Raw genomic sequence first — 19,426 nt, 5'->3', positions numbered from 1 at the left:
TCAATCGAGATCGCCAACCAGCGACTGCACCACCTCCGCCGGCACCGGCTCCACCGCCAGCGGCATGTTCTCATGTTCGATGCCGGCGGACAGCGTGGCGTCCTGCTTCAAGGCTGCGACCATCTCCGCACTGAGTTCAAAGCGCATGAAATGCACCGTGGAGGTTTTTTCCTCGGTCTCGCGCTCCAGATCCTCATCGGCGATGGCGTAGATCTTGTCGAAACCCGCCACGCGCACCCACACCTTGTCCTCGATACCGATCAAGCGCTGTACCGCTTCCTGGCGCTGCTCGACGTCGTCGTATTCGAGCATGAAGGTCGCCTTCCAGTTGCTGCCGTCCGGAATCAGCGGGTTGTAGGTGTCAAGCTCCTCCTCAATCCCGGCAGCCTCGAAGATGCGCTCGGCCCGCAGCATTTCCTGAACCTGATACTGCATGGTCAGCCGGTCCTCGAAATACAGCGCCGCATGCGCGCCCAGCGCCAGGCGGCGATTGCGCTTGTGCGCCATCACCTGCGGGCGGAATTCGGCGCGCTTCTGCGCATATTCTTCGAGCGACATCAAGTCTTCGCGCGACAGCTTTTCCATCATCAACACTCCAAGTAAATCAATGTCCGCCGTCCATGCGGCAAATGCTATTCGATGCCGTAGGCGATGCGCAGCAGCGTCAGCGGATGCTCCGGCTCACGCTCGTCGCCCTTGCCCTTGAGGCCGTTCTCGATCTGATGTCCGGCCATCGGGCAATCGCTGGAATAGTGATCGCTCTCGGCCTTCTGCACTCGGCTGACCACCGGTCGGCAGATCTTCATGGAAATCTCGTGGAACTCGCTCTTCACGGCATAGGTGCCGTCATGGCCGGAGCAGCGCTCGATCGTGTCGATCTCGGTATCCGGCACCAACTCCAGCAGCTCGCGGGTCTTGAGCCCCATGTTCTGCACGCGCAAATGGCAGGAGGCGTGATAAGCGATCTTGCCCAGCGAACTCTTGAAGTCGGTCTTCAACAGCCCCTCCTTGTGTCTGAGCATCAGGTATTCGAAGGGATCGAAGATATGCTCCTTGACCTTGGCCACCTCGGGATCGTCCGGAAACATCAGCGGCAGTTCCTGCTTGAACATCAGCACGCAGGACGGCACCGGCGCGACGATGTCCCAGCCCTCGTCGATCATGCGGGCGAGCACCGGAATATTCGCCTCCTTGGCGCGTGCCACCGCGGCCAGATCGCCCAGTTCAAGCTTGGGCATGCCGCAGCACTGCTCCTTCTCGGCCAGGGTCATCTCGATGCCGTTGTGCTCGAACACTTTGAACAGATCTTCGGCCAGATGCGGTTCGTTGTAATTGCCATAGCAGGTGGCGAACAGCGCGGCCCGGCCCTGCGTGCGCCCGGCGGGCAACGGCTTGGTCACCGCGCTGCGGTAATCGGCGACACGCTTGCGCCCAGTCTCGCTGTGATATTCCGGCAGCAACGCATCCGGATGTATGCCCATGACTTTGTCGAGCTGCTCACGGAACGCACGGTTGCTGTTTGAACCGTTGACCATCTTCGACACCACCGGAATACCGGCCAAGCGGCCGACGGTATCGGTGGAAGTGATCAGGCGATCGCGCGTACTGACCTTGCCTTCACGGTATTTAACTGCCTTGGCGCGCAACATTAGATGCGGAAAATCGACGTTCCACTCATGCGGCGGGGTGTACGGACACTTGGTCATGTAGCACAGGTCGCACAGATAGCACTGGTCGACGACCTTCCAGTAGTCGTCCTTTTCCACCCCATCCACTTCCATGGTCGACGATTCGTCGACCAGATCGAACAGCGTGGGGAATGAGTTGCACAGACTGACGCAGCGGCGGCAACCGTGGCAGATGTCGTAAACGCGCTCGAGTTCAGCGAAGAGTGCCTCGTGGTCGTAGAACGCCTCGGACTGCCACTCCAGCGGATGCCGGGTAGGGGCTTCGAGATTGCCTTCTTTACGAGCGTCCATGGAAGACGACATGTCATTCCCTCCTCATCGACAGGCGACATCCGCCTGAATGCGCGAATTTGTTGTTGATTTTCGGCGTTGCCTGGAACCGCTGTTGTCGTGGCCCCCGCGCGCCGTACTTGGTGCAGCCCGGCCCAGGGAAAACGGAGCCGCCCAGAAGGGCGGCTCCGCGAGGGTCACGACGCCAGGCTGTCCAGCGCCTTCTGGAAGCGATTGGCATGCGAACGCTCGGCTTTGGCCAGAGTTTCGAACCAATCCGCGATTTCGTCGAAGCCCTCGTCGCGGGCGGTCTTGGCCATGCCCGGATACATGTCGGTGTACTCGTGCGTCTCACCGGCAACAGCGGTCTTCAGATTGGCCTCGGTGCCGCCGAAAGGCAGACCGGTGGCCGGATCGCCGCAATCCTCGAGATACTCGAGATGGCCATGCGCATGACCCGTTTCGCCTTCAGCGGTGGAACGGAACACCGCGGAAACGTCGTTCTGACCCTCGACGTCGGCCTTGGCGGCGAAGTAGAGATAACGGCGGTTTGCCATCGACTCGCCGGCGAAGGCGTCCTTCAGGCTCTGCTCGGTCTTGCTACCCTTGAGTTCCACAGTGGTATTCCTCCTAAGTGGGATACTGTCATTGGCGAGCAGCCGCATCACTGGCGGCCACGGCAATAATTTAGACCTAGTCTAAAAAATCGTCAAGCACGATCCAGAAAGTTCCACCCTTCCCCGGATGTCGCAACAGCCAAAGTTCTGCTTGCAGAGCAGGGTCCGCACCAGCTTGCCGTCGCCAGCATGACGGCTGCCTCGCAAGATTGCCCAATCACGCGGAGTTAGGTACTGTACGCTGTTTACTATCTACGCGGTTTTCCTCTCGACATGAGCCCCAAGAAACTCGACTTCGAAAAGGCCCTGGCCGAGCTTGAGGCCCTGGTCGAGCGCATGGAACATGGCGACCAGCCGCTGGAAACCTCGCTCAAGGAATTCGAGCGAGGCATACGGCTGGTACGCGACTGCCAGCATGCACTCAGCTCTGCCGAGCAGAAAATCCGCGTCCTGACCGAAGACGGCGAAGGCCCGCTGCACCCGAACGTCGGCGAAGAAGATGCCAACGACGACTGACGTCAACGCCCTCGCCGCCGGCTGGCGCGAGCGCGCCGAAACCGCACTCGAGCGCTGGCTGCCCAATGCAGAGACCCAACCCGGCGAACTTCATGCCGCAATGCGCTACGCCGCGCTGAGCGGCGGCAAGCGCATCCGTCCCTTGCTGGTCTACGCCTCCGGCCGCGCCATCGGCATAGAGGAACGGGCCCTCGACGGAGCAGCCGCCGCGGTCGAAATCATCCACGCCTATTCCCTGATCCACGACGATCTCCCCGCCATGGATGACGACGATCTGCGCCGGGGCCGTCCGACCTGCCACAAGGCGTTCGACGAGGCCACGGCGATCCTCGCCGGCGATGCGATGCAGGCCCTGGCCTTTCATATTCTGGCCAGCGACCCCGCGCTGCCTTGCTCCCCCGCCACCCGGCTCGCGATGATCGACGCGCTCGCCGTGGCGTCGGGCTCGCGGGGCATGGCCGGAGGGCAGGCCATCGATCTCGCCTCGGTGGGACGCGAACTCAACCTGGCCGAACTGGAAAACATGCACATCCACAAGACCGGGGAACTGATCAGGGCAAGCGTCCGCATGGCCGCGCTATGCGCGGAGCACGCCGACGAGCAAACGCGGGAACGGCTCGACCGTTACGCCGCCTGTATCGGCTTGGCCTTTCAGATTCGCGACGATATCCTGGACGTAGAGGGCGACACGGAAACGCTCGGCAAAACCCAGGGCGCCGACATCGCACGCAACAAACCGACCTTCCCCGGTCTGCTCGGCATGGACGCCGCAAAAACCCACGCGCGCGCCCTACACGAGGAAGCCCTGGCCGCGCTTGAGACGTTCGACGATGAGAGCTGCGCCGCCCTGCGCTGGATCGCCGACTTCATCGTCAACCGCATTCACTAGCAGGCTGTCCTTCGCGCCTTGACCGACCAGTCGTCGCTCCGCGCTTGCAGCCGCCGGCCCCGAGGCCAACAATTACTTGGTTATGAACCACTTTGTCAGATTCGTGTACCGCTTCGCTCCAGGCAGCCGCAACAACGGCTCCCTGCGGGCTGAGGCCGGACACCGGAGCGTCGCATGACCTCTTCACTGCTGAATTCGATCGACAGTCCGGAAGACGTACGCGCCCTCAGCGAGGGACAACTGCGTCAACTGGTCGATGACCTGCGCAGCTTCATCATCGACTCGGTATCGAGCACCGGCGGACACTTTGCCGCCAACCTCGGCACGGTCGAGCTGACCGTCGCACTGCATCGCGTATTCCAGACACCGCACGACCGGCTGGTATGGGACGTCGGACACCAAGCCTACGCCCATAAGATACTGACCGGCCGCCGCGAAGCCATGGGCACGCTGCGCCTCAAAGGCGGGCTGGCGGGCTTTCCCAAGCGCGACGAGAGCCCCCACGACACCTTCGGCGTCGGCCATTCCAGCACCTCGATCAGCGCCGCCCTGGGCATGGCCCTGGCTTCGCACCACCAGCAGGCCGGGCGCAAGGTCGCCGCGGTGATCGGCGACGGCGCCCTGACCGCCGGTATGGCCTACGAAGCCCTATGCCACGCAGGCAGCGTGGACGCCGATCTGCTGGTCGTGCTCAACGACAACGACATGTCGATCTCGCCCAACGTCGGCGCGATGTCGAACTACCTGACCAAGCTCCTGTCCTCGCGCATCTATTCGAACCTGCGCGAAGGCGGCAAGGAAATCCTCAAGCGCCTGCCCCCGGTATGGGAAGTGGCGCAGCGCACGCGCGAGCACCTGCGGGGCATGATCATCCCCGGCACGCTGTTCGAGGAAATGGGCTTCCATTATTTCGGCCCCGTCGACGGCCATGACCTCGACCTGCTGGTCAAGACCCTGACCAACCTGCGCGAACTCAAGGGCCCGCGCCTGCTGCACATCGTCACGCGCAAGGGCAAGGGCTACCCGCAGGCCGAACAGGACCCGGTCAGCTACCACGGCGTCAGCCGCTTCGACCCCACGCAGGGCCTGCCAGCCGGATCCAAGAAGGACGGCTCACCGAGTTACACCCAAGTCTTCGGCAAGTGGCTGTGCGACATGGCCGCGCGCGACGAACGCCTGGTCGGCATCACGCCGGCCATGCGCGAAGGCTCCGGCCTCGTGGAGTTCTCCGACCGCTTCCCGCAGCGTTACTACGACGTCGCCATCGCCGAACAACATGCCGTCACGCTAGCCGCCGGCATGGCCTGCGACGGACTCAAACCGGTGGTGGCAATCTATTCGACCTTCCTTCAGCGCGGCTACGACCAACTCATCCACGACGTCGCGCTGCAGAATCTGCCCGTGCTGTTCGCCATCGACCGCGCCGGAGTGGTCGGACCCGACGGCCCCACCCACGCTGGCAGCTTCGACCTGAGCTACCTGCGCTGCGTACCCAACATGCTGGTGATGGCTCCGGCGGACGAGAACGAGTGCCGCCAGATGCTCTACACCGGCTTCCTGCACGATGGTCCCGCCGCCGTGCGCTACCCGCGCGGCAAAGGCCCCGGGACCGAGGTTCAGGAGGAAATGCAGGCGCTGCCGATCGGCCGTGGCGAGTGCCTGCGCCAAGGATGCGAAGTGGCCCTGCTGTGCTTCGGCGCCCCGCTTGCGGCCGTCCGCGAAGTGGCCGAAGCACTGGACGCGACCGTGGTCAACATGCGCTTCGTCAAGCCGCTGGACGAAGAACTGGTGTTGAAGATGGCGGCCGAGCATCGCCTGCTCGTCACCGTCGAGGACAACGCCATCGCCGGCGGCGCCGGCAGCGCGGTCAACGAATGCCTGGCTGCACACGGCTGCAGCGTCGAAACACTCAACCTGGGCCTGCCCGACCGCTTCCTGGAACACGGCAGCCGCGAAGAGCTGCTCGCCGAAGCGGGCCTGGACGCTGCCGGCATCAGTACCGCCATCGAGAACCGCCATACACCGCCGGCGGGCGAAGACAAGATTGTCCCGCACCGCCGGGTCCGGTAATATCCGACTAATTCAATCAAGTAAGACCATGCCTGCAACCTACACTCTCACCGTGCTCACCGATTTCGCCGCCGCGCACACCCTGCGCGACTACCCCGGCGACTGCAGCCGCATGCACGGCCACAACTGGAAGCTGGAGGCGGAGATCCACGCCACCGCGCTCGACGGGGTCGGCATGGCCGTCGACTTCAAGGACATGAAGCGCGTCGCCCGCGAAGTCGCCGGCGAACTCGATCACCGCTATCTCAACGACCTTCCCCCGTTCACCACGGTCAACCCCACGGCCGAGAACATCGCCGCGCACATCTACCGCCGGATGTCCGAACGCCTGAACACGGACACCGCCCGGATCAGCGCCATCACGCTGTGGGAAACCGACCGCGCCTGCGTGCGCTACAGCGAGGACACATGAACCACACCACCCGACCCGACACGGAATTCGGCGCGGACATTCCCGACGTGCAGAGCAGCCCGGACGAACGCCGCGTGGCCATCAACCGCGTCGGCATCAAGGGCCTGCGCCATCCGCTGCAGATCCTCGGCCGCGACGGTCAGGCCCGCGCCACCGTCGCCTCTGTCGACATGGACGTGAACCTGCCCGCCGAGCGCAAGGGCACTCACATGTCGCGCTTCGTGGCGCTGCTCAACGAGGTGGATGGCGCACTCGACATTCCCCGCTTCGAGAATCTGCTGGCGGACATGATCACACGGCTGGAAGCCGAGCGTGGACACGTCCACCTGCGCTTCCCGTTTTTCGTGCGCAAGACAGCCCCAGTCTCCGGCGTCGAAAGCCTCATGGACTACGACGCCAGCCTGATCGGTGAACTGCGCGACGGCCAGATCCGGCTCAGCCTGCGCGTCATCGTCCCCGTCACCAGCCTGTGCCCCTGCTCGCGCGACATTTCCGAGTACGGCGCGCACAACCAGCGTTCGCACATCACCCTGACCACACGCATCAATCAGCCGATGTGGATCGAGGAGTTGATCGACATCGCCGAGGCCGAGGCCTCGTGCGAACTGTTCGGGCTGCTCAAGCGCCCCGACGAGAAGTACGTCACCGAGCGCGCCTACGACAATCCCAAGTTCGTCGAGGACGCCGCACGCGACCTGGCCGTGCGCCTGGAGGCCGATTCGCGCGTCGACGCCTACGTGGTCGAATGCGAGAACTTCGAATCGATCCACAATCACTCGGCCTACGCCCTCATCGAGCGCGACAAGACGCTCTAACGCCCCTTGCGGGCCGGCTCATGGACACGCCATGAGCCGGCCTGGAGCCGCCCGTCACCCTCGCCCGAAAACCCTCCCCCGGGAGAACCTCCCGTTTCCGTAGGTTGGGGTGAGTACAGCGAACTCCAACACTCCCGTGCCGGACGCGTTTACGCACGCCCGCCGCCCGTGCGACGCGAGTCACTACCGTATCAAACGGAACGCCAGCCGATTCCCTCGTCCTGAGCCGCCACTTCGATGCGATCGTCGTCGCAGCCCATTCCTGCGACCAGAGCCATACGAGCGTGCTCTGGCGTATTGTTCTTCTCGCTCACATGAGCGCCGACCAGCCAGTTCAGGCGAGTCTTATCCAGCCGCTCCAACAGCACCGCGGCCTGATCGTTACCCAGGTGGCCGTAGTCGCCGCCGACGCGCACCTTCAAGGCCGGCGGATACGGTCCGCGGCGCAGCAGTTCCGGCTCGTAATTGCACTCCAGAACCAGTGCATCGAGCCCCGCCAGCATGCGTTCGATATGCGGAGTGATGCTGCCGGTATCGGTAAGCTGGCCGAAACGGCGGTCACCGTCGCTGAATACGAACTGCGCGGGTTCGCGGGCATCGTGAGGGACGGGAAATGGATGCAGTTGCAGATCGCCGATCTCGAACACGTCGTGGGCGTGAAAGATCTCGACCCGGTGATAACCGGTATCGCGGCTGGCGGCGAGCGTGCCCGCGGTCAGCCATACCGGCAGGCCGTAGCGCCGCGACAAGCGCGCCGCGCCGGCAAGGTGATCGCCGTGCTCATGGGTAACGAGGATGGCGTCGAGGTCCGCGCCAGCCAGGCCCAACGGGGCCAGGCGGCGATCGATTTCGCTGACGGAAAATCCACAGTCCAGCAGCACCCGCGTCGTACCTGACTCGACGACGCAGGCGTTGCCTCGGCTGCCGCTGCCTAGCGACGCAAAACGCAGGCTCACGACCTCTACTGCAAACCGCTCAGCAGCAGATTCAGAACCTCACGCGTACCCTTGGGCGACAGAGGATGCCCCTTGGCGTCCAGTACGCGCACCGTCACCGCACCGCTCTCACGCACGACCTCGACCCGGAACTTGGTGCCGTGATTGAGCACGGAACCGCCACCGAACAGGCGCTGCAGGGCGTTGCTGCGGCTCTCGCCGACATAGCTCACGTCATACACGCCCTTGGCCCGGTCCTGCTCATCCACCACCAGATCGACGCGGTCTAGCCCCAGACCGATCTGCGGCCAAGCCTGATCAAAGGGCAGCGCAACCTTGAGCACCGTGGTACCGTCCTGCTGGCTCAGCGCATAGACGGAACGGCTGGGCGTGGTGACGGCATTGGCCAGTTTCTTCGCCTTGCCTTCCGGCGCCCCCATGTAGACCATCAGGTCCTGCAGCATACTGGCTTCCTTGGCCGGATTGGGCGGCACCCACTGCCAGACCATATCGCCCTGCGAATCCTTGGCCTTGATCGCGCCCTGGTGGCTGAGATACACATCGGTCGTGCCGTTCGGGCCGCGCACCAAACGCACCACGTAGCGATCACGCGCCCCCGAGGCATAGATGTTGTTGATAATGCTGGCCAGAAAACCCTTGGGCAGGCCATTGTCATTGATCTTCCAATCGGTGCGGATAACGCCGGTGGCAGCATCGGACCGCGCCAGTTTGAAGCCGCGCGATTTAAAGAAAGCCAAAACCTCGGGCCAGACCTGACCGGGTTTGGCATCCACCAACAGCCAGCGGAATGCGCCGGCCTGCTGTAACTGCATGTTCGGTACGACCGGCACGACACCCGCTTGCGTGGCGGCGGAAGCAACGCCTCCGGCACTCGCCTCGGCCGCACTTTGCGCGGTCGCCGCCTCCGGCCCAAGACTCCCGGCCGGCGGAATCGCGTAGGTGCTCTCCGCCTTCGGCGGAGTCAGCTGCGGCGGAACCTGCAATTCCTGCGCGGTAGCATCCATCCGATAGCCCCCGGAGCCGCCCCACAGGGAACAGCCGCCCAGTCCCAGCACCGCTCCCACCAGAGCCGCACGGCGAAATGCATCAAGCATCTGAATCTCCCGGCAGAACGATCTCAGCCTGGCGCATGGCCGCGCGCACAGTATCGTAATAGGTCTCGGACAAAGGCGTCAGCGGCAAACGGATGCCCACGTTGATCAAGCCCATCTCATGCAGCGCCCATTTGACCGGAATCGGGTTGGCCTCGACGAACAACGCTCGATGCAGCCCCGCGAGCTTGGCATCCAGCTCAGCCGCCTCTTCGCGATCGCCGCGACAGGCCGCCACACACATTTCATGCATCAACCGCGGAGCGACGTTGGCGGTCACCGAGATCACGCCTTTGCCCCCAGCCAGCATCGACTCCATACCAGTGGCATCGTCTCCGCTGAACACGCCGAGGCGGTCGCCACAGCGCCGCACCAGCTCATCAATGCGCTCGACCCTACCCAGCGCTTCCTTGATGCCGACGATGTTGGAGATCACCGCAAGCCGCTCCACCGTCTCCGGCTGCATGTCGACCGCGGTGCGTCCAGGCACGTTGTATAGAATCTGTGGAATCGGCACCGCTTCGGCCACCGTCTTGAAATGCCGGTAAAGGCCTTCCTGCGTCGGTTTGTTGTAGTACGGCGTAACCAGCAAACAGGCATCCGCGCCTGCATTCATGGCGCAGCGCGTCAGCCGGATCGCTTCGGCAGTCGCGTTGGCACCGGTGCCGGCGATCAGCGGCACACGGCCGCGCACCAACTCCACAAAGCGTTTGATCAGTCGACAATGCTCGTCGAAGTCGATGGTCGCCGACTCGCCCGTCGTGCCCACGGCGACGATGGCATCGGTGCCGTTCTCGATATGAAACTCGATCAGCCGCTCCAAGGCGGCATCATCGACCCCGCCGTCTGGCCTCATCGGCGTGGCCACTGCCACCATGCTGCCGTGAAACATGCCAAATCCCTAACGGAAAAGAAGCCGCCATAGTACTTGTCGGGCCCTCTCACTGACAAGCCGCGAACCCGATCGCGGCGCGTTTCGCACCCGGGCGCGAACTGTTACTCTTTCAGCAGGACAACCCACCCCAACCGGAGCAATATGAATACTCATCTGGTGGTATCGATTCTCGGCGAAGACCGCCCCGGTATCGTCGAATCGATCGCCGACGTCGTACGCGAGGCAGGCTGCAATCTGGAAGACAGCCGCATGAGCGTGCTCGGCGGTGCTTTTGCCATGATTTTGCTCGCCCGCGGCAACTGGAACACCACGACCAAGCTGGAAAAAGCGCTCGACCGACTGGCCCAGACCCTGGAGCTGGTCATCACCACCCAACGCACCCAGCGCCGCGAGCCACATGGCGACTTCGTGCCTTACGGGGTCGACGTGGTTGCCCTCGACCAACCAGGCATCGTCCACGAGCTGTCCAACTTCTTCGCCTCGCGCGGGGTCAACATCCAAAACATGACCACCGCCACCTATGCCGCACCCCATACCGGCTCGCCCATGTTCTCACTGCACATGACCGTGGAGATTCCCGGACATGCGCATCTGGCCACACTGCGCGACGAGTTCCTCGACCTATGCGACGACCTCAACCTCGACGGCATCATGGAGCCAGTCAAACATTGAGCGGCCGCGGCTTCCCGACATCCCGCACGCCCGCCAGCGCAACGGCATACACCATCGATTAAGGAGATCTCCATGCCCACGATCGGCCAGGCCGCCCCGGACTTCACCCGTCCGTCCACCGGCGGTGACACGACCCTATCCGAACTGCGCGGACAGCATGTCGTGCTCTACTTCTACCCCAAGGACAGCACGCCCGGCTGCACGACGGAAGGTTCCGACTTCCGCGACGCCTACGCCGACTTTCAGGCGGCCGGCGCGGTCGTGCTCGGCGTCTCGCGCGACAGCCTCGCTTCCCACGAGCGTTTCAAGCAAAAACTCGGTTTTCCCTTCGAACTGATCTCGGACGAAGACGAAGCGCTCTGCAAGCTTTACGATGTAATCAAGATGAAGAACATGTACGGACGCCAGGTCATGGGCATCGAACGCAGCACTTTTCTCATCGACAAGGACGGCGTGCTGCGCAACGAATGGCGCAAAGTCAAGGTCGCCGGGCATTGCGCGGCCGTGCTCGAAGCGGTACGCGCGCTCTGATCCGGCCTCGGCTCAGCAGCGCGCAACGCGCGCTACCGGCCCGCCCCGAGGCTTAGACGGGCAGCGAAGACAGATATTGCGGCACACATCACCCGCCCCAGGCGACAGGACTTGTGCATGAGCAAAGCCGATTCAGTGAAACGCCTCTTCGTCCTCGACACTAACGTGCTCATGCACGACCCCACCGCGCTATTCCGCTTTCAGGAGCATGACATCTACCTCCCCATGGTCGTGCTCGAGGAACTCGATCGTTCCAAGAAAGGCGTTTCCGAAGTGGCGCGCAACGTGCGCCAAGTCAGTCGTTTTCTCGACGAGATCATGGCCAGGGAGAGCGGGAGCGGCGGCGACATTCTCGCCGGCCTGCCGATCGCCCCACCGCAAACCGATACCTCAGCACCGTTCGGCTGCAGCGGGCGCCTGTTCTTCCAAACCAAGGCATTGCCGCAGGCATTGCCAGAGTCCCTGCCGGGTTCATCGGCCGACAACACCATCCTCGCAACCGCCCTCGCGCTGCAGAACGACGACCGGTCGACCCCCGTCACACTGGTCTCCAAGGACATCAACCTACGGCTCAAGGCAAGCATCGTCGGCGTGCACGCCGAGGACTACCATAACGACCAGGTGCTGGACGACGTCAACCTGCTCTACAGCGGCCAGGAAGAACTGCCCGCGGACTTCTGGGAGATGCACAGCAAGGATATGGAGTCCTGGCAGGAAAACGGCCGCACCTTCTACCGCATACACGGCCCGATGGCTGTCAAGTGGCACCCGAACCAATGCCTCACGCTGCCCGGCGAAAGAGGGTTCTCAGCACTGGCACGCGAAGTCTGTGACGACCACGCGTTGATCGAAACGGCGATGGACCACACCAGCGCGCGACACAGCGTGTGGGGCATCCATGCCCGCAATCCCGAGCAGAATTTCGCCCTCAACCTGCTGCTCGACCCGGAGGTCGACTTCGTCACCCTGGTCGGCCCCGCCGGCACCGGCAAGACCCTGCTGACGCTGGCCGCCGCACTGATGCAGACCCTCGACGAGAACCGCTACAAGGAAATCATCATGACCCGCGTCACCGTGCCGGTGGGCGAGGACATCGGCTTCCTGCCCGGCACCGAAGAGGAGAAGATGACCCCCTGGATGGGCGCGCTGATGGACAACCTGGAGGTACTCACGCGCACCGACATCGGCGGCGAATGGGGCCGCGAGGCGACCAACGACCTGCTGCGCAACCGCATCAAGATCCGCTCGCTGAACTTCATGCGCGGGCGCACTTTCCTGAACCGCTTCCTCATCCTCGACGAAGCCCAGAACCTGACCTCCAAGCAGATGAAGACGCTGATCACCCGCGCCGGCCCCGGCACCAAGATCGTCTGCCTCGGCAACGTCGCGCAGATCGACACGCCCTACCTCACCGAGACCACCTCGGGCCTGACCTACGTGGTCGACCGGTTCAAGGATTGGGCGCACAGCGGACACATCATCCTGCGCCGCGGCGAACGCTCGCGCCTGGCCGACTTCGCCTCGGACACGCTGTAACAACCGTTCGATACAGAACTCGATCGCTCATGACATCCGCCATCGAGAGCCTGCCACTACAAACCGAGCGTTTGCGCCTGCGCCTATGCGGCGCAGCGGACGCGCAAGCGCTGTTCGCCATACACTCTGCCCCGGAGATCATGCGCTACTGGAATTCGCCGGCCTGGACCTCCATCGAGCAGGCTAACGAGACGATCAAGCACGACGCCGATGCCTTTCGCCGCGGCGAATCCCTGAGCCTGGGGCTCGAAACGCTCGACGATGCGCAGCTGATCGGACGTTGCATGCTGTTCAAGATTTCCACAACCCACCGCCGTGCCGAACTCGGCTACGCTCTCGTCGCATCGGCATGGGGCAAGGGCTATATGGGCGAAGCTCTGCGTAAACTTGTCGGCTACGGCTTCACGCACCTCGACCTTCACCGCATCGAGGCCGAAATCGATCCCCGCAACACCGCTTCCAAAAAGGCACTGGAACGCCTCGGCTTCCAGCACGAAGGCCTGTTGCGTGAACGCTGGCTCGTCAACGGCGAAACATCGGACGGCGCCGTCTACGGCCTGCTGCGCCCGGACTGGTACGGCCTGCAGACCGCCCCTCCCCCGGAATCCCCTCGCGCTTGACAGCGACGCGCCACTTCCGCGGCAGCAGCCGCTTATGGTGTCAGCTCAAGAGGCGTAGTCGCACGTTTCAGAGCATGTGCAACGGCCTGCACCAGCGTAGCCAGAGGAATCGCGAAAAACACGCCCCACACGCCCCACAAGCCGCCGAACAGCAGTACGGCCGCCATGATGGCGACCGGATGCAAACTCACCATTTCCGAAAACAGCAACGGCACCAGCAGATTGCCGTCGAGAAACTGGATGATGGTGTATGCGCTGACCACGTAGACGAAATCACTGGTGAATCCCCATTGGATATAAGCCACGAACACCACCGGGACCGTCACCACCGCGGCACCAACATAGGGGATCACCACCGACAACCCCACCAGCACTGCCAGCAACAGAGCGTAGTGCAAACCGAAAGCGGTAAAACTCACGTAACCCGCCGCCCATACCACGAGAATCTCCAGAATCTTGCCGCGCACATATCCGACGAACTTGATGTTCACCTCCGTCCAGACCTCGGTCGCCAACGCGCGCTGCCGCGGCAGCAGACCTGACGCCCAGCCCAGCAGGACCCGCTTGTCCTTGAGGAAGAAAAACACCAGCAGAGGAACCAGGATCAGATAGATGATCAACGAAATCAGGCCGATTACGGACGCCAGAGAAAGGCTCAGCACACGTTGCCCGAACGTGGCGAGGGCGTGCCGCAATTCGCCCATCAGACCGTCGATCTGCGCCTGAGAAATGAAGTGCGGATAGCGGGCGGGTAAGGCGCGCAGCGTATCCTGCCCCTGTGCCAGCATTTTCGGCAGCTCGCGCATGAACTCGGTCACCTGGCTCATCAGCAACGGCACCATGCCACCCAGGAACAAGGCCACGCCAGCGACGAACGCCAGGAACACGATCCATACGGCCAGCAAACGCGGCATACCCAGACGACACAACCAGCCGACCGCCCCCTCGAGCACGAAGGCCACCACCAGCGCCGCGATCAACGGCGCCAACAAGTGCCCGAGCAGCAGCACGATGCCGGCGCCGACCAACAGCACCAACACCAGGCTGACGATCTGCGGATTGGAAAAGTAGCGCTGGAACCAGGCGCGAAGCAGTTCGATCATGGGAAAGGGTTCGCTCCCAATCCGACGGTAACCGCCGGAACAAAAGCCGCGCACGCTGGCGGAATCAGAAACATGTTAGCAGCACACCCCGCTCTGCGGTCGAAAGGAAACGCTGAGCGTCCGTCACCCTTCGTCTTTCGCTTCCGACTCGCCTTCTTCGAATTCGACCACGAGCTTGCGATAGTGGCCCTCGAACACGACCTCCAACTCGTCGATCACCTCTCTTGCCTCACGCCCCTGCATGACGTGTTGCGCGACCAGGGAAGAGGTCTGGTTCAGCATCTTCGCCTTGTCCAACATCGGATAGGTGGCGGAAAGACGCCGAATGGCCTTGACCACGGATTCCTCCTCAGGACGCGGCTGCGGCACGGGCTTGGGCAGCTCGCGCGGAGCCTGGGGACCGCGCGAGGCGAGAAACTCGGCGAACTCCAGCAGCATTACCTGCTGCTCCTCGGGAAGCTGCTGATACAGGCGGACCAGCCGCTTTTGCGGATCCTTGGCCCGTTTGGGCTGAACCGGAAGCATCATTCCACCTTGAGCGAGAAAACCGGCGTCTTGCGCCGTTCGCGCATCAGCCCCAACTCGCTGACCAGCGCGACCACGACCTTGTCCGTGACCTCCTGCATCTCGCCCCAGTTCATGCGCGCCTCGCCCAGCAGATCACCAATGTCGGGCGGAGGATTGTGGCCGTCTTCCATGATAATGTCCTCGAGCATGCCCGGTTTCATCTCTGGCCGGAACAGCATTCCATAGGTATTCCGATCGGAGCGGATAGCCAGCCAGCGTCCCTCATCGTCGACCAGAATCGGCTCGACGCCTTCGGGCAGACTCACCGAACCGTGGTACAGCACGAACAACTGACGTCCGTCTAGCGCCTCGGCCAGCGCATCACCTTCGCCCGCCGGCGTCTTGCGCGCGTTCACGAAGCCCGCGGTGTATTCCGGCTCCGCTCTGGCCTGTCCGCCGACGGCCTCGGCAACCAGCAGACCGCCCAGGCCGATGCCTGTCACCGGGCGCTGCGCCTTCTGGAACAGCTGGATCACACGCAACACGTCGTCGTGATAAGGCAAGCACTCCTCGTCGCCTGGCGCGCAAGCGCCGCCGAGCACAAACAAGCCATCGAACTGACCGACGCTGGCGGGAAGCCCCTGCTCCAGGAACGGGCGGTAATAGTCGAAGCCGATGTCACGACGTTCAAGCTGCTTTTCGATCAGTCCCAGAAACTCCGAATAGGTGTTCTGGACGACCATATAGTTTTGCATCTCGTGTCTCCTTGGATGGCAGTCCGGCAGATGCGGGGGATCGTCGTCAGGAAGCAACGCACCGCGGTGCATACGCCCACGGCTCATGGAGCGTCAGATGCAGCCTCTTCGGCACGCAGACTGCAGTATCCGCGGGCAAACTCCAGCAGCTCCTCCATCGCACGGAGGCGGAACTTCTGGCGCTGGCGCACGAAGGAAAACGGCCGTGTGAGCGGCGGACTCAACGGCACCGCCGCCAACATACCCAGTTCCAGCTCCTTACCCAGCGTGGCCAAGGATAGGATACTCACCCCCATTCCGGCTTCAACCGCACCCTTGATGGACTCTGAACTACCCAGTTCGAGACACTCGTTCAGGTCCGTGCGATCGATTCCCTGGGCATTCAGGTATTCGGTTACGACTTCACGCGTTCCCGAACCTTCTTCGCGGCAGATGAAGGGGTAACCCACCAGCTCCGTGGCAGACACCGCCTCACGCTGCGCCAGCGGATGATCCGCCGGCACCACCAGCACCAGCTCGTCTTCCTGACAGACTTCGACCAGCAGGTTTTTGTTCGCCACCGGCGCCTCGACCACGCCCAGGTCGATCACGTTGTTCTCGACCATGGACACGATGCCTTCGGTGTTCGACACCTTCAGACGCAGATTCACGTCGGGATGCTTGGCCTTGAACGTGCCCAGCAGGGAGGGCAGCATGTACTCGGCGATGGTGGTGCTTGCGCCGACGGTCAGCGCGCCGCTGACGTCGCCGGTCAGTTCCTTGACGGCGTTCTCCATCTCGGCGTACAGCTCGAAGATGCGCTCGCTGAACTGGTACGCCACCTGTCCGGCCTCGGTCAGGCTCACGCGATTGTGCGTGCGGTCGAACAGCCGTGTATTGAAGTGATCCTCCAGTTGCCGGATCTGGAAGGTCACGGCCGGCTGGGTCATATGCAGGGCATCGGCTGCCTTGGTGAAACTGAGCAGCTTGGCCACGGTGTAGAAAACTTGCAGTCTTCGATCTGCCACGGAGTAAGGCTCCGAGTACGCCCGTAGGCGGATAGTAAGTATAAGGCCTCGGGGCGCCACCGGAGAACCGGCGACGTTCGGGGCAAACGGGCATACTAACAGCCCACCCATTGCCAGAAAACCACACAATATGCCCGTACCACGGGCCGTCAAAGAGAACCCGATGAAAAAGGCCTGGAAACAACTCGACCTCGGCGGCGAGGGACTGCAAACGCTCAACGCAGAATATACCCGGCACATGCGGCGCGTGCCGCCGGCCTATGCGGCCATGCTGCTGTTTCCCCTCGGCGCGCATCGCTGGTACCTGCGCGAGCCCTATGGGGCGCTGGGCTACCTCGCGTTGACGCTTGCCGCGATCGCCGGCGCATTCACGCTGGGCCTGGCTGGGTTTGCCGTACCCACCATCGCCGAACTGCTGTTCGCCGCCTTCGATCTGTTCTGGATCGAACGCCGCGTGCTGATGCTGAACAAGAGCCTGCGCATGCGCCAGTTCCTACGCCCCGGCACCACGCCTCCGGAGAACTATCGCGGGCGCTACCCGGATGACGGACTGGACGAATACATGCGGCTCAAGGAACGCGAACGCGCCGGGCACCAGCCTGCGGCCGACGAGAAACAAAACACCGAAACATCGCGTGCCCGCGCGCCATCGTTCAACGAGCAGGAAGCCCTGTTGCGCGAGCTTACTCGCAGCGACAAAGGGCGCAAACCATGCGGCAAGGACTCTGGATCGGCTGAATAAGCTGCTCAACAAACAGCGGCCACGGCGCGGAGGGGAGCACCCGCCGCGCCGTGGCCGGTTTCAACTGACGGCCGGATGCCGCCGCGCCTCGCGACGCTGCCACAGGTAGTACATCAACGGAATCACCACCAGGGTCAGCAGGGCCCCCGCTTCGAGCACCGACTCTTCCAGCGGATAACCCCGGCGCCGGTAATCGAGGATGAAGTCGATCAGCAGCAGCGAGTTACGCACCACGATGCCAGCCAGCGCGATGAAGCCGATCATCGAGGTAGCGTTGAACGGCATGTGGAACAGCCAGTGGCCGGGGAAAATGCCCACCAGCGTCAACGGAATCGCCCCCATAACGATCAGCGGCAGCATGAACGACTGGTAGTACGCCACCAGCAACAGGTAGATGAACACCAACGCCACGATGAACGCCGCCCCAAGATCACGGAACACGTCCAGCGTCAGGCGCATGTCGCCGCCCCAGAGCACCTGATTGTTGGTCACGTCGTTGGGCTGTGCATTGACGAAACCCAGGTTCGCTGTGGTCAGGTGCACGCCGTTGGGCAGGGTGGCGTTGTCGAGCATCTTGTTCAGCGTCAGCGTCGCGTAGACCGGACTGGCGTTGAGCATGTCGCCCGTGACATAGACCACCGGATGCTGGTCGCGCGTCATGATCGGTTTGGCCACGCTGGAAGGTTCGATCCGCACGATGCCCGCCAGGGACACCTGCTTGCCCTGCTTGTTGGTGATCGTCAGGTCCTGGATCTGCTGGATCCAGGCACGGTCCGCGCGCTTTAGCCTGAGCACGATATTGACCGGCTCCGGCGCATACTGCTCGCGCAAGGTGCCGATATCGGCACCGGCCACGTAGTCGTGTACCAGCTTGGCCACCTGCGCGGGCGCCACGCCGGCCAGCATCGCCTTGCGCTGGTCGACCCGGATCAGATACTCGGGCGCGGTCGCCGTAACCGAGTCGTCGATGTTGATCATGCCGTAGATCTTGTGGAAATCGGCCTTGATCAAGCCGGCACTCTGGCGCAGTTTCTGGTAGTCGGGCCCATACAGCTCGGCCAGCACCTGCGAGCGCACCGGTGGCCCCGGCGGGGTCAGGTAGAGCTTGATCCGCGCGTGCGGGAAGGACTCACGCACCGGCTTCAGTGCATTCCACACGCCGGTCGCGACCACGCTGGTATGTGGACGCTGGTGGCGGCTGACGATATTCACCACGATCTGCGCGAGATTCGAACCCCGGCGCATCGCATCGCCGCGCACCATGCCGGCAAAACTCAAGGGACCGGTCCGTCCCAGATAGGTTTCGTAGTTCGTCACGTAGCGGTCGCGCGCCAGCGTCCTGCCGACCGCCAACGCCACGCGGTTGGTTTCGTCCAGCGCGGTGCCGGCCGGCGTGTCGATCTCGAGCATGAAGGTATTGACGTTGCCGTCCGGCAGCATCTGCAGATTCACACCGAGCGGACTGATCGGGCCGTTCATGCCGGATGGCCGGATGAACTGCCATGCCGGCATCAGCATGGACAACATCAGCAGAACGATCACCGTCAGGAAGAATACGCCGCGCTTGCGCGGCCCCTCCAGCAAGGGACGCACCACGGCCACGTAGCTGCGGTGCAACCAGTCCTTGGCCTGCGGCTCGTCGTCCAGCGTCGGTACGGCAGCCAGCGACTTGAGCGCCTTGCCCTTGAGCCAGCGGTACGCAGTCCACGGCACGACGATGTAGGCCAGCACCAG

General features: G+C 63.1%; 21 protein-coding genes. 10 read left to right on the top strand and 11 right to left on the bottom strand.

The window, feature by feature from the left end; translation table 11 throughout:
• The 3 genes from P8014_RS13125 to P8014_RS13115 all read right to left on the bottom strand — a co-directional run bounded on the left by P8014_RS13125 (position 1) and on the right by P8014_RS13115 (position 2,575).
• Complete coding sequence (locus tag P8014_RS13125; protein WP_337817820.1) at positions 1-585, bottom strand: DUF3501 family protein; 585 nt, start codon at positions 583-585, stop codon at positions 1-3.
• A gap of 47 nt (positions 586-632) precedes the next feature.
• Complete coding sequence (locus P8014_RS13120; RefSeq protein ID WP_337817774.1) at positions 633-1,991, bottom strand: heterodisulfide reductase-related iron-sulfur binding cluster; 1,359 nt, start codon at positions 1,989-1,991, stop codon at positions 633-635.
• Positions 1,992-2,155: 164 nt separating this feature from the next.
• On the bottom strand, positions 2,156-2,575 hold the full coding sequence (locus P8014_RS13115) for a rubrerythrin family protein (RefSeq protein WP_337817773.1): 420 nt from the start codon (positions 2,573-2,575) through the stop codon (positions 2,156-2,158).
• A 273-nt stretch (positions 2,576-2,848) separates the two neighbouring features.
• Here P8014_RS13115 and P8014_RS13110 point away from each other — a divergent pair, with 273 nt between their 5' ends.
• From P8014_RS13110 to folE2, 5 genes are all read left to right on the top strand, one after another.
• Positions 2,849-3,091: an exodeoxyribonuclease VII small subunit gene (locus P8014_RS13110; RefSeq protein ID WP_337817772.1), complete on the top strand. Its 243-nt coding sequence runs from the start codon at positions 2,849-2,851 to the stop codon at positions 3,089-3,091.
• Positions 3,075-3,980, top strand: coding sequence for a (2E,6E)-farnesyl diphosphate synthase (ispA, locus tag P8014_RS13105; RefSeq protein ID WP_337817771.1), 906 nt, complete (start codon positions 3,075-3,077; stop codon positions 3,978-3,980). Before P8014_RS13110 ends, ispA begins: the two co-directional genes overlap by 17 nt.
• 174 nt (positions 3,981-4,154) lie before the next feature.
• The gene (gene dxs / locus P8014_RS13100) at positions 4,155-6,050 is read left to right on the top strand and encodes a 1-deoxy-D-xylulose-5-phosphate synthase (protein WP_337817770.1); all 1,896 of its coding nucleotides are present in this window, start codon (positions 4,155-4,157) and stop codon (positions 6,048-6,050) included.
• A gap of 28 nt (positions 6,051-6,078) precedes the next feature.
• Positions 6,079-6,462: a 6-carboxytetrahydropterin synthase QueD gene (gene queD, locus P8014_RS13095; RefSeq protein ID WP_337817769.1), complete on the top strand. Its 384-nt coding sequence runs from the start codon at positions 6,079-6,081 to the stop codon at positions 6,460-6,462.
• Entirely contained in the window at positions 6,459-7,277 is an 819-nt protein-coding gene (folE2, locus tag P8014_RS13090; protein ID WP_337817768.1) for a GTP cyclohydrolase FolE2, read from the top strand. Before queD ends, folE2 begins: the two co-directional genes overlap by 4 nt.
• 191 nt (positions 7,278-7,468) lie before the next feature.
• Here folE2 and P8014_RS13085 read toward each other — a convergent pair whose 3' ends face one another.
• The 3 genes from P8014_RS13085 to dapA are packed head-to-tail and all read right to left on the bottom strand — an operon-like array spanning position 7,469 to position 10,216.
• Positions 7,469-8,227 carry an MBL fold metallo-hydrolase gene (locus tag P8014_RS13085; RefSeq protein WP_337817819.1) on the bottom strand — a complete coding sequence of 253 codons (759 nt, stop codon included), beginning with the start codon at positions 8,225-8,227 and terminating at the stop codon, positions 7,469-7,471.
• A gap of 11 nt (positions 8,228-8,238) precedes the next feature.
• Positions 8,239-9,327, bottom strand: a complete 1,089-nt coding sequence (bamC, locus tag P8014_RS13080) for an outer membrane protein assembly factor BamC (RefSeq protein ID WP_337817767.1) — start codon at positions 9,325-9,327, stop codon at positions 8,239-8,241.
• A complete protein-coding gene (dapA, locus tag P8014_RS13075; protein ID WP_337817766.1) occupies positions 9,320-10,216 on the bottom strand; it encodes a 4-hydroxy-tetrahydrodipicolinate synthase in 897 nt (298 codons plus the stop codon). The genes bamC and dapA overlap by 8 nt, the downstream gene beginning before the upstream one ends.
• A 144-nt stretch (positions 10,217-10,360) precedes the next feature.
• Here dapA and P8014_RS13070 point away from each other — a divergent pair, with 144 nt between their 5' ends.
• From P8014_RS13070 to P8014_RS13055, 4 genes are all read left to right on the top strand, one after another.
• A complete protein-coding gene (locus P8014_RS13070) occupies positions 10,361-10,891 on the top strand; it encodes an ACT domain-containing protein (protein ID WP_337817765.1) in 531 nt (176 codons plus the stop codon).
• A 72-nt stretch (positions 10,892-10,963) separates the two neighbouring features.
• Positions 10,964-11,422: a peroxiredoxin gene (locus tag P8014_RS13065; RefSeq protein ID WP_337817764.1), complete on the top strand. Its 459-nt coding sequence runs from the start codon at positions 10,964-10,966 to the stop codon at positions 11,420-11,422.
• A gap of 117 nt (positions 11,423-11,539) precedes the next feature.
• Positions 11,540-12,958 (top strand): PhoH family protein, encoded by a 1,419-nt coding sequence (locus P8014_RS13060; RefSeq protein ID WP_337817763.1) that lies wholly within the window; start codon positions 11,540-11,542, stop codon positions 12,956-12,958.
• A 29-nt stretch (positions 12,959-12,987) separates the two neighbouring features.
• Positions 12,988-13,578 (top strand): GNAT family protein, encoded by a 591-nt coding sequence (locus P8014_RS13055; RefSeq protein WP_337817762.1) that lies wholly within the window; start codon positions 12,988-12,990, stop codon positions 13,576-13,578.
• Positions 13,579-13,610: 32 nt separating this feature from the next.
• Here the strand turns inward: P8014_RS13055 and P8014_RS13050 are convergent, their stop codons facing one another.
• From P8014_RS13050 to P8014_RS13035, 4 genes are all read right to left on the bottom strand, one after another.
• Positions 13,611-14,681, bottom strand: coding sequence for an AI-2E family transporter (locus P8014_RS13050; protein WP_337817761.1), 1,071 nt, complete (start codon positions 14,679-14,681; stop codon positions 13,611-13,613).
• A 123-nt stretch (positions 14,682-14,804) separates the two neighbouring features.
• Positions 14,805-15,206: a Crp/Fnr family transcriptional regulator gene (locus P8014_RS13045; RefSeq protein WP_337817760.1), complete on the bottom strand. Its 402-nt coding sequence runs from the start codon at positions 15,204-15,206 to the stop codon at positions 14,805-14,807.
• Positions 15,206-15,943, bottom strand: a complete 738-nt coding sequence (locus P8014_RS13040; protein ID WP_337817759.1) for a GMP synthase — start codon at positions 15,941-15,943, stop codon at positions 15,206-15,208. The genes P8014_RS13045 and P8014_RS13040 overlap by 1 nt, the downstream gene beginning before the upstream one ends.
• 83 nt (positions 15,944-16,026) lie before the next feature.
• Positions 16,027-16,950, bottom strand: coding sequence for a LysR substrate-binding domain-containing protein (locus tag P8014_RS13035; protein WP_337817758.1), 924 nt, complete (start codon positions 16,948-16,950; stop codon positions 16,027-16,029).
• Positions 16,951-17,113: 163 nt separating this feature from the next.
• Here P8014_RS13035 and P8014_RS13030 point away from each other — a divergent pair, with 163 nt between their 5' ends.
• Positions 17,114-17,692, top strand: coding sequence for a TM2 domain-containing protein (locus P8014_RS13030; RefSeq protein WP_337817757.1), 579 nt, complete (start codon positions 17,114-17,116; stop codon positions 17,690-17,692).
• Between the two features lie 60 nt (positions 17,693-17,752).
• On the opposite strand, the gene P8014_RS13025 is transcribed toward P8014_RS13030, so the two are convergent.
• On the bottom strand, positions 17,753-19,426 hold a 1,674-nt coding region (locus tag P8014_RS13025; RefSeq protein WP_337817756.1), incomplete at its 5' end, for an efflux RND transporter permease subunit.

Source organism: Acidihalobacter sp., assembly GCF_037381185.1.
Lineage (GTDB): Bacteria > Pseudomonadota > Gammaproteobacteria > DSM-5130 > Acidihalobacteraceae > Acidihalobacter_A.
This window is presented reverse-complemented; position numbering and strand designations above follow the sequence as displayed.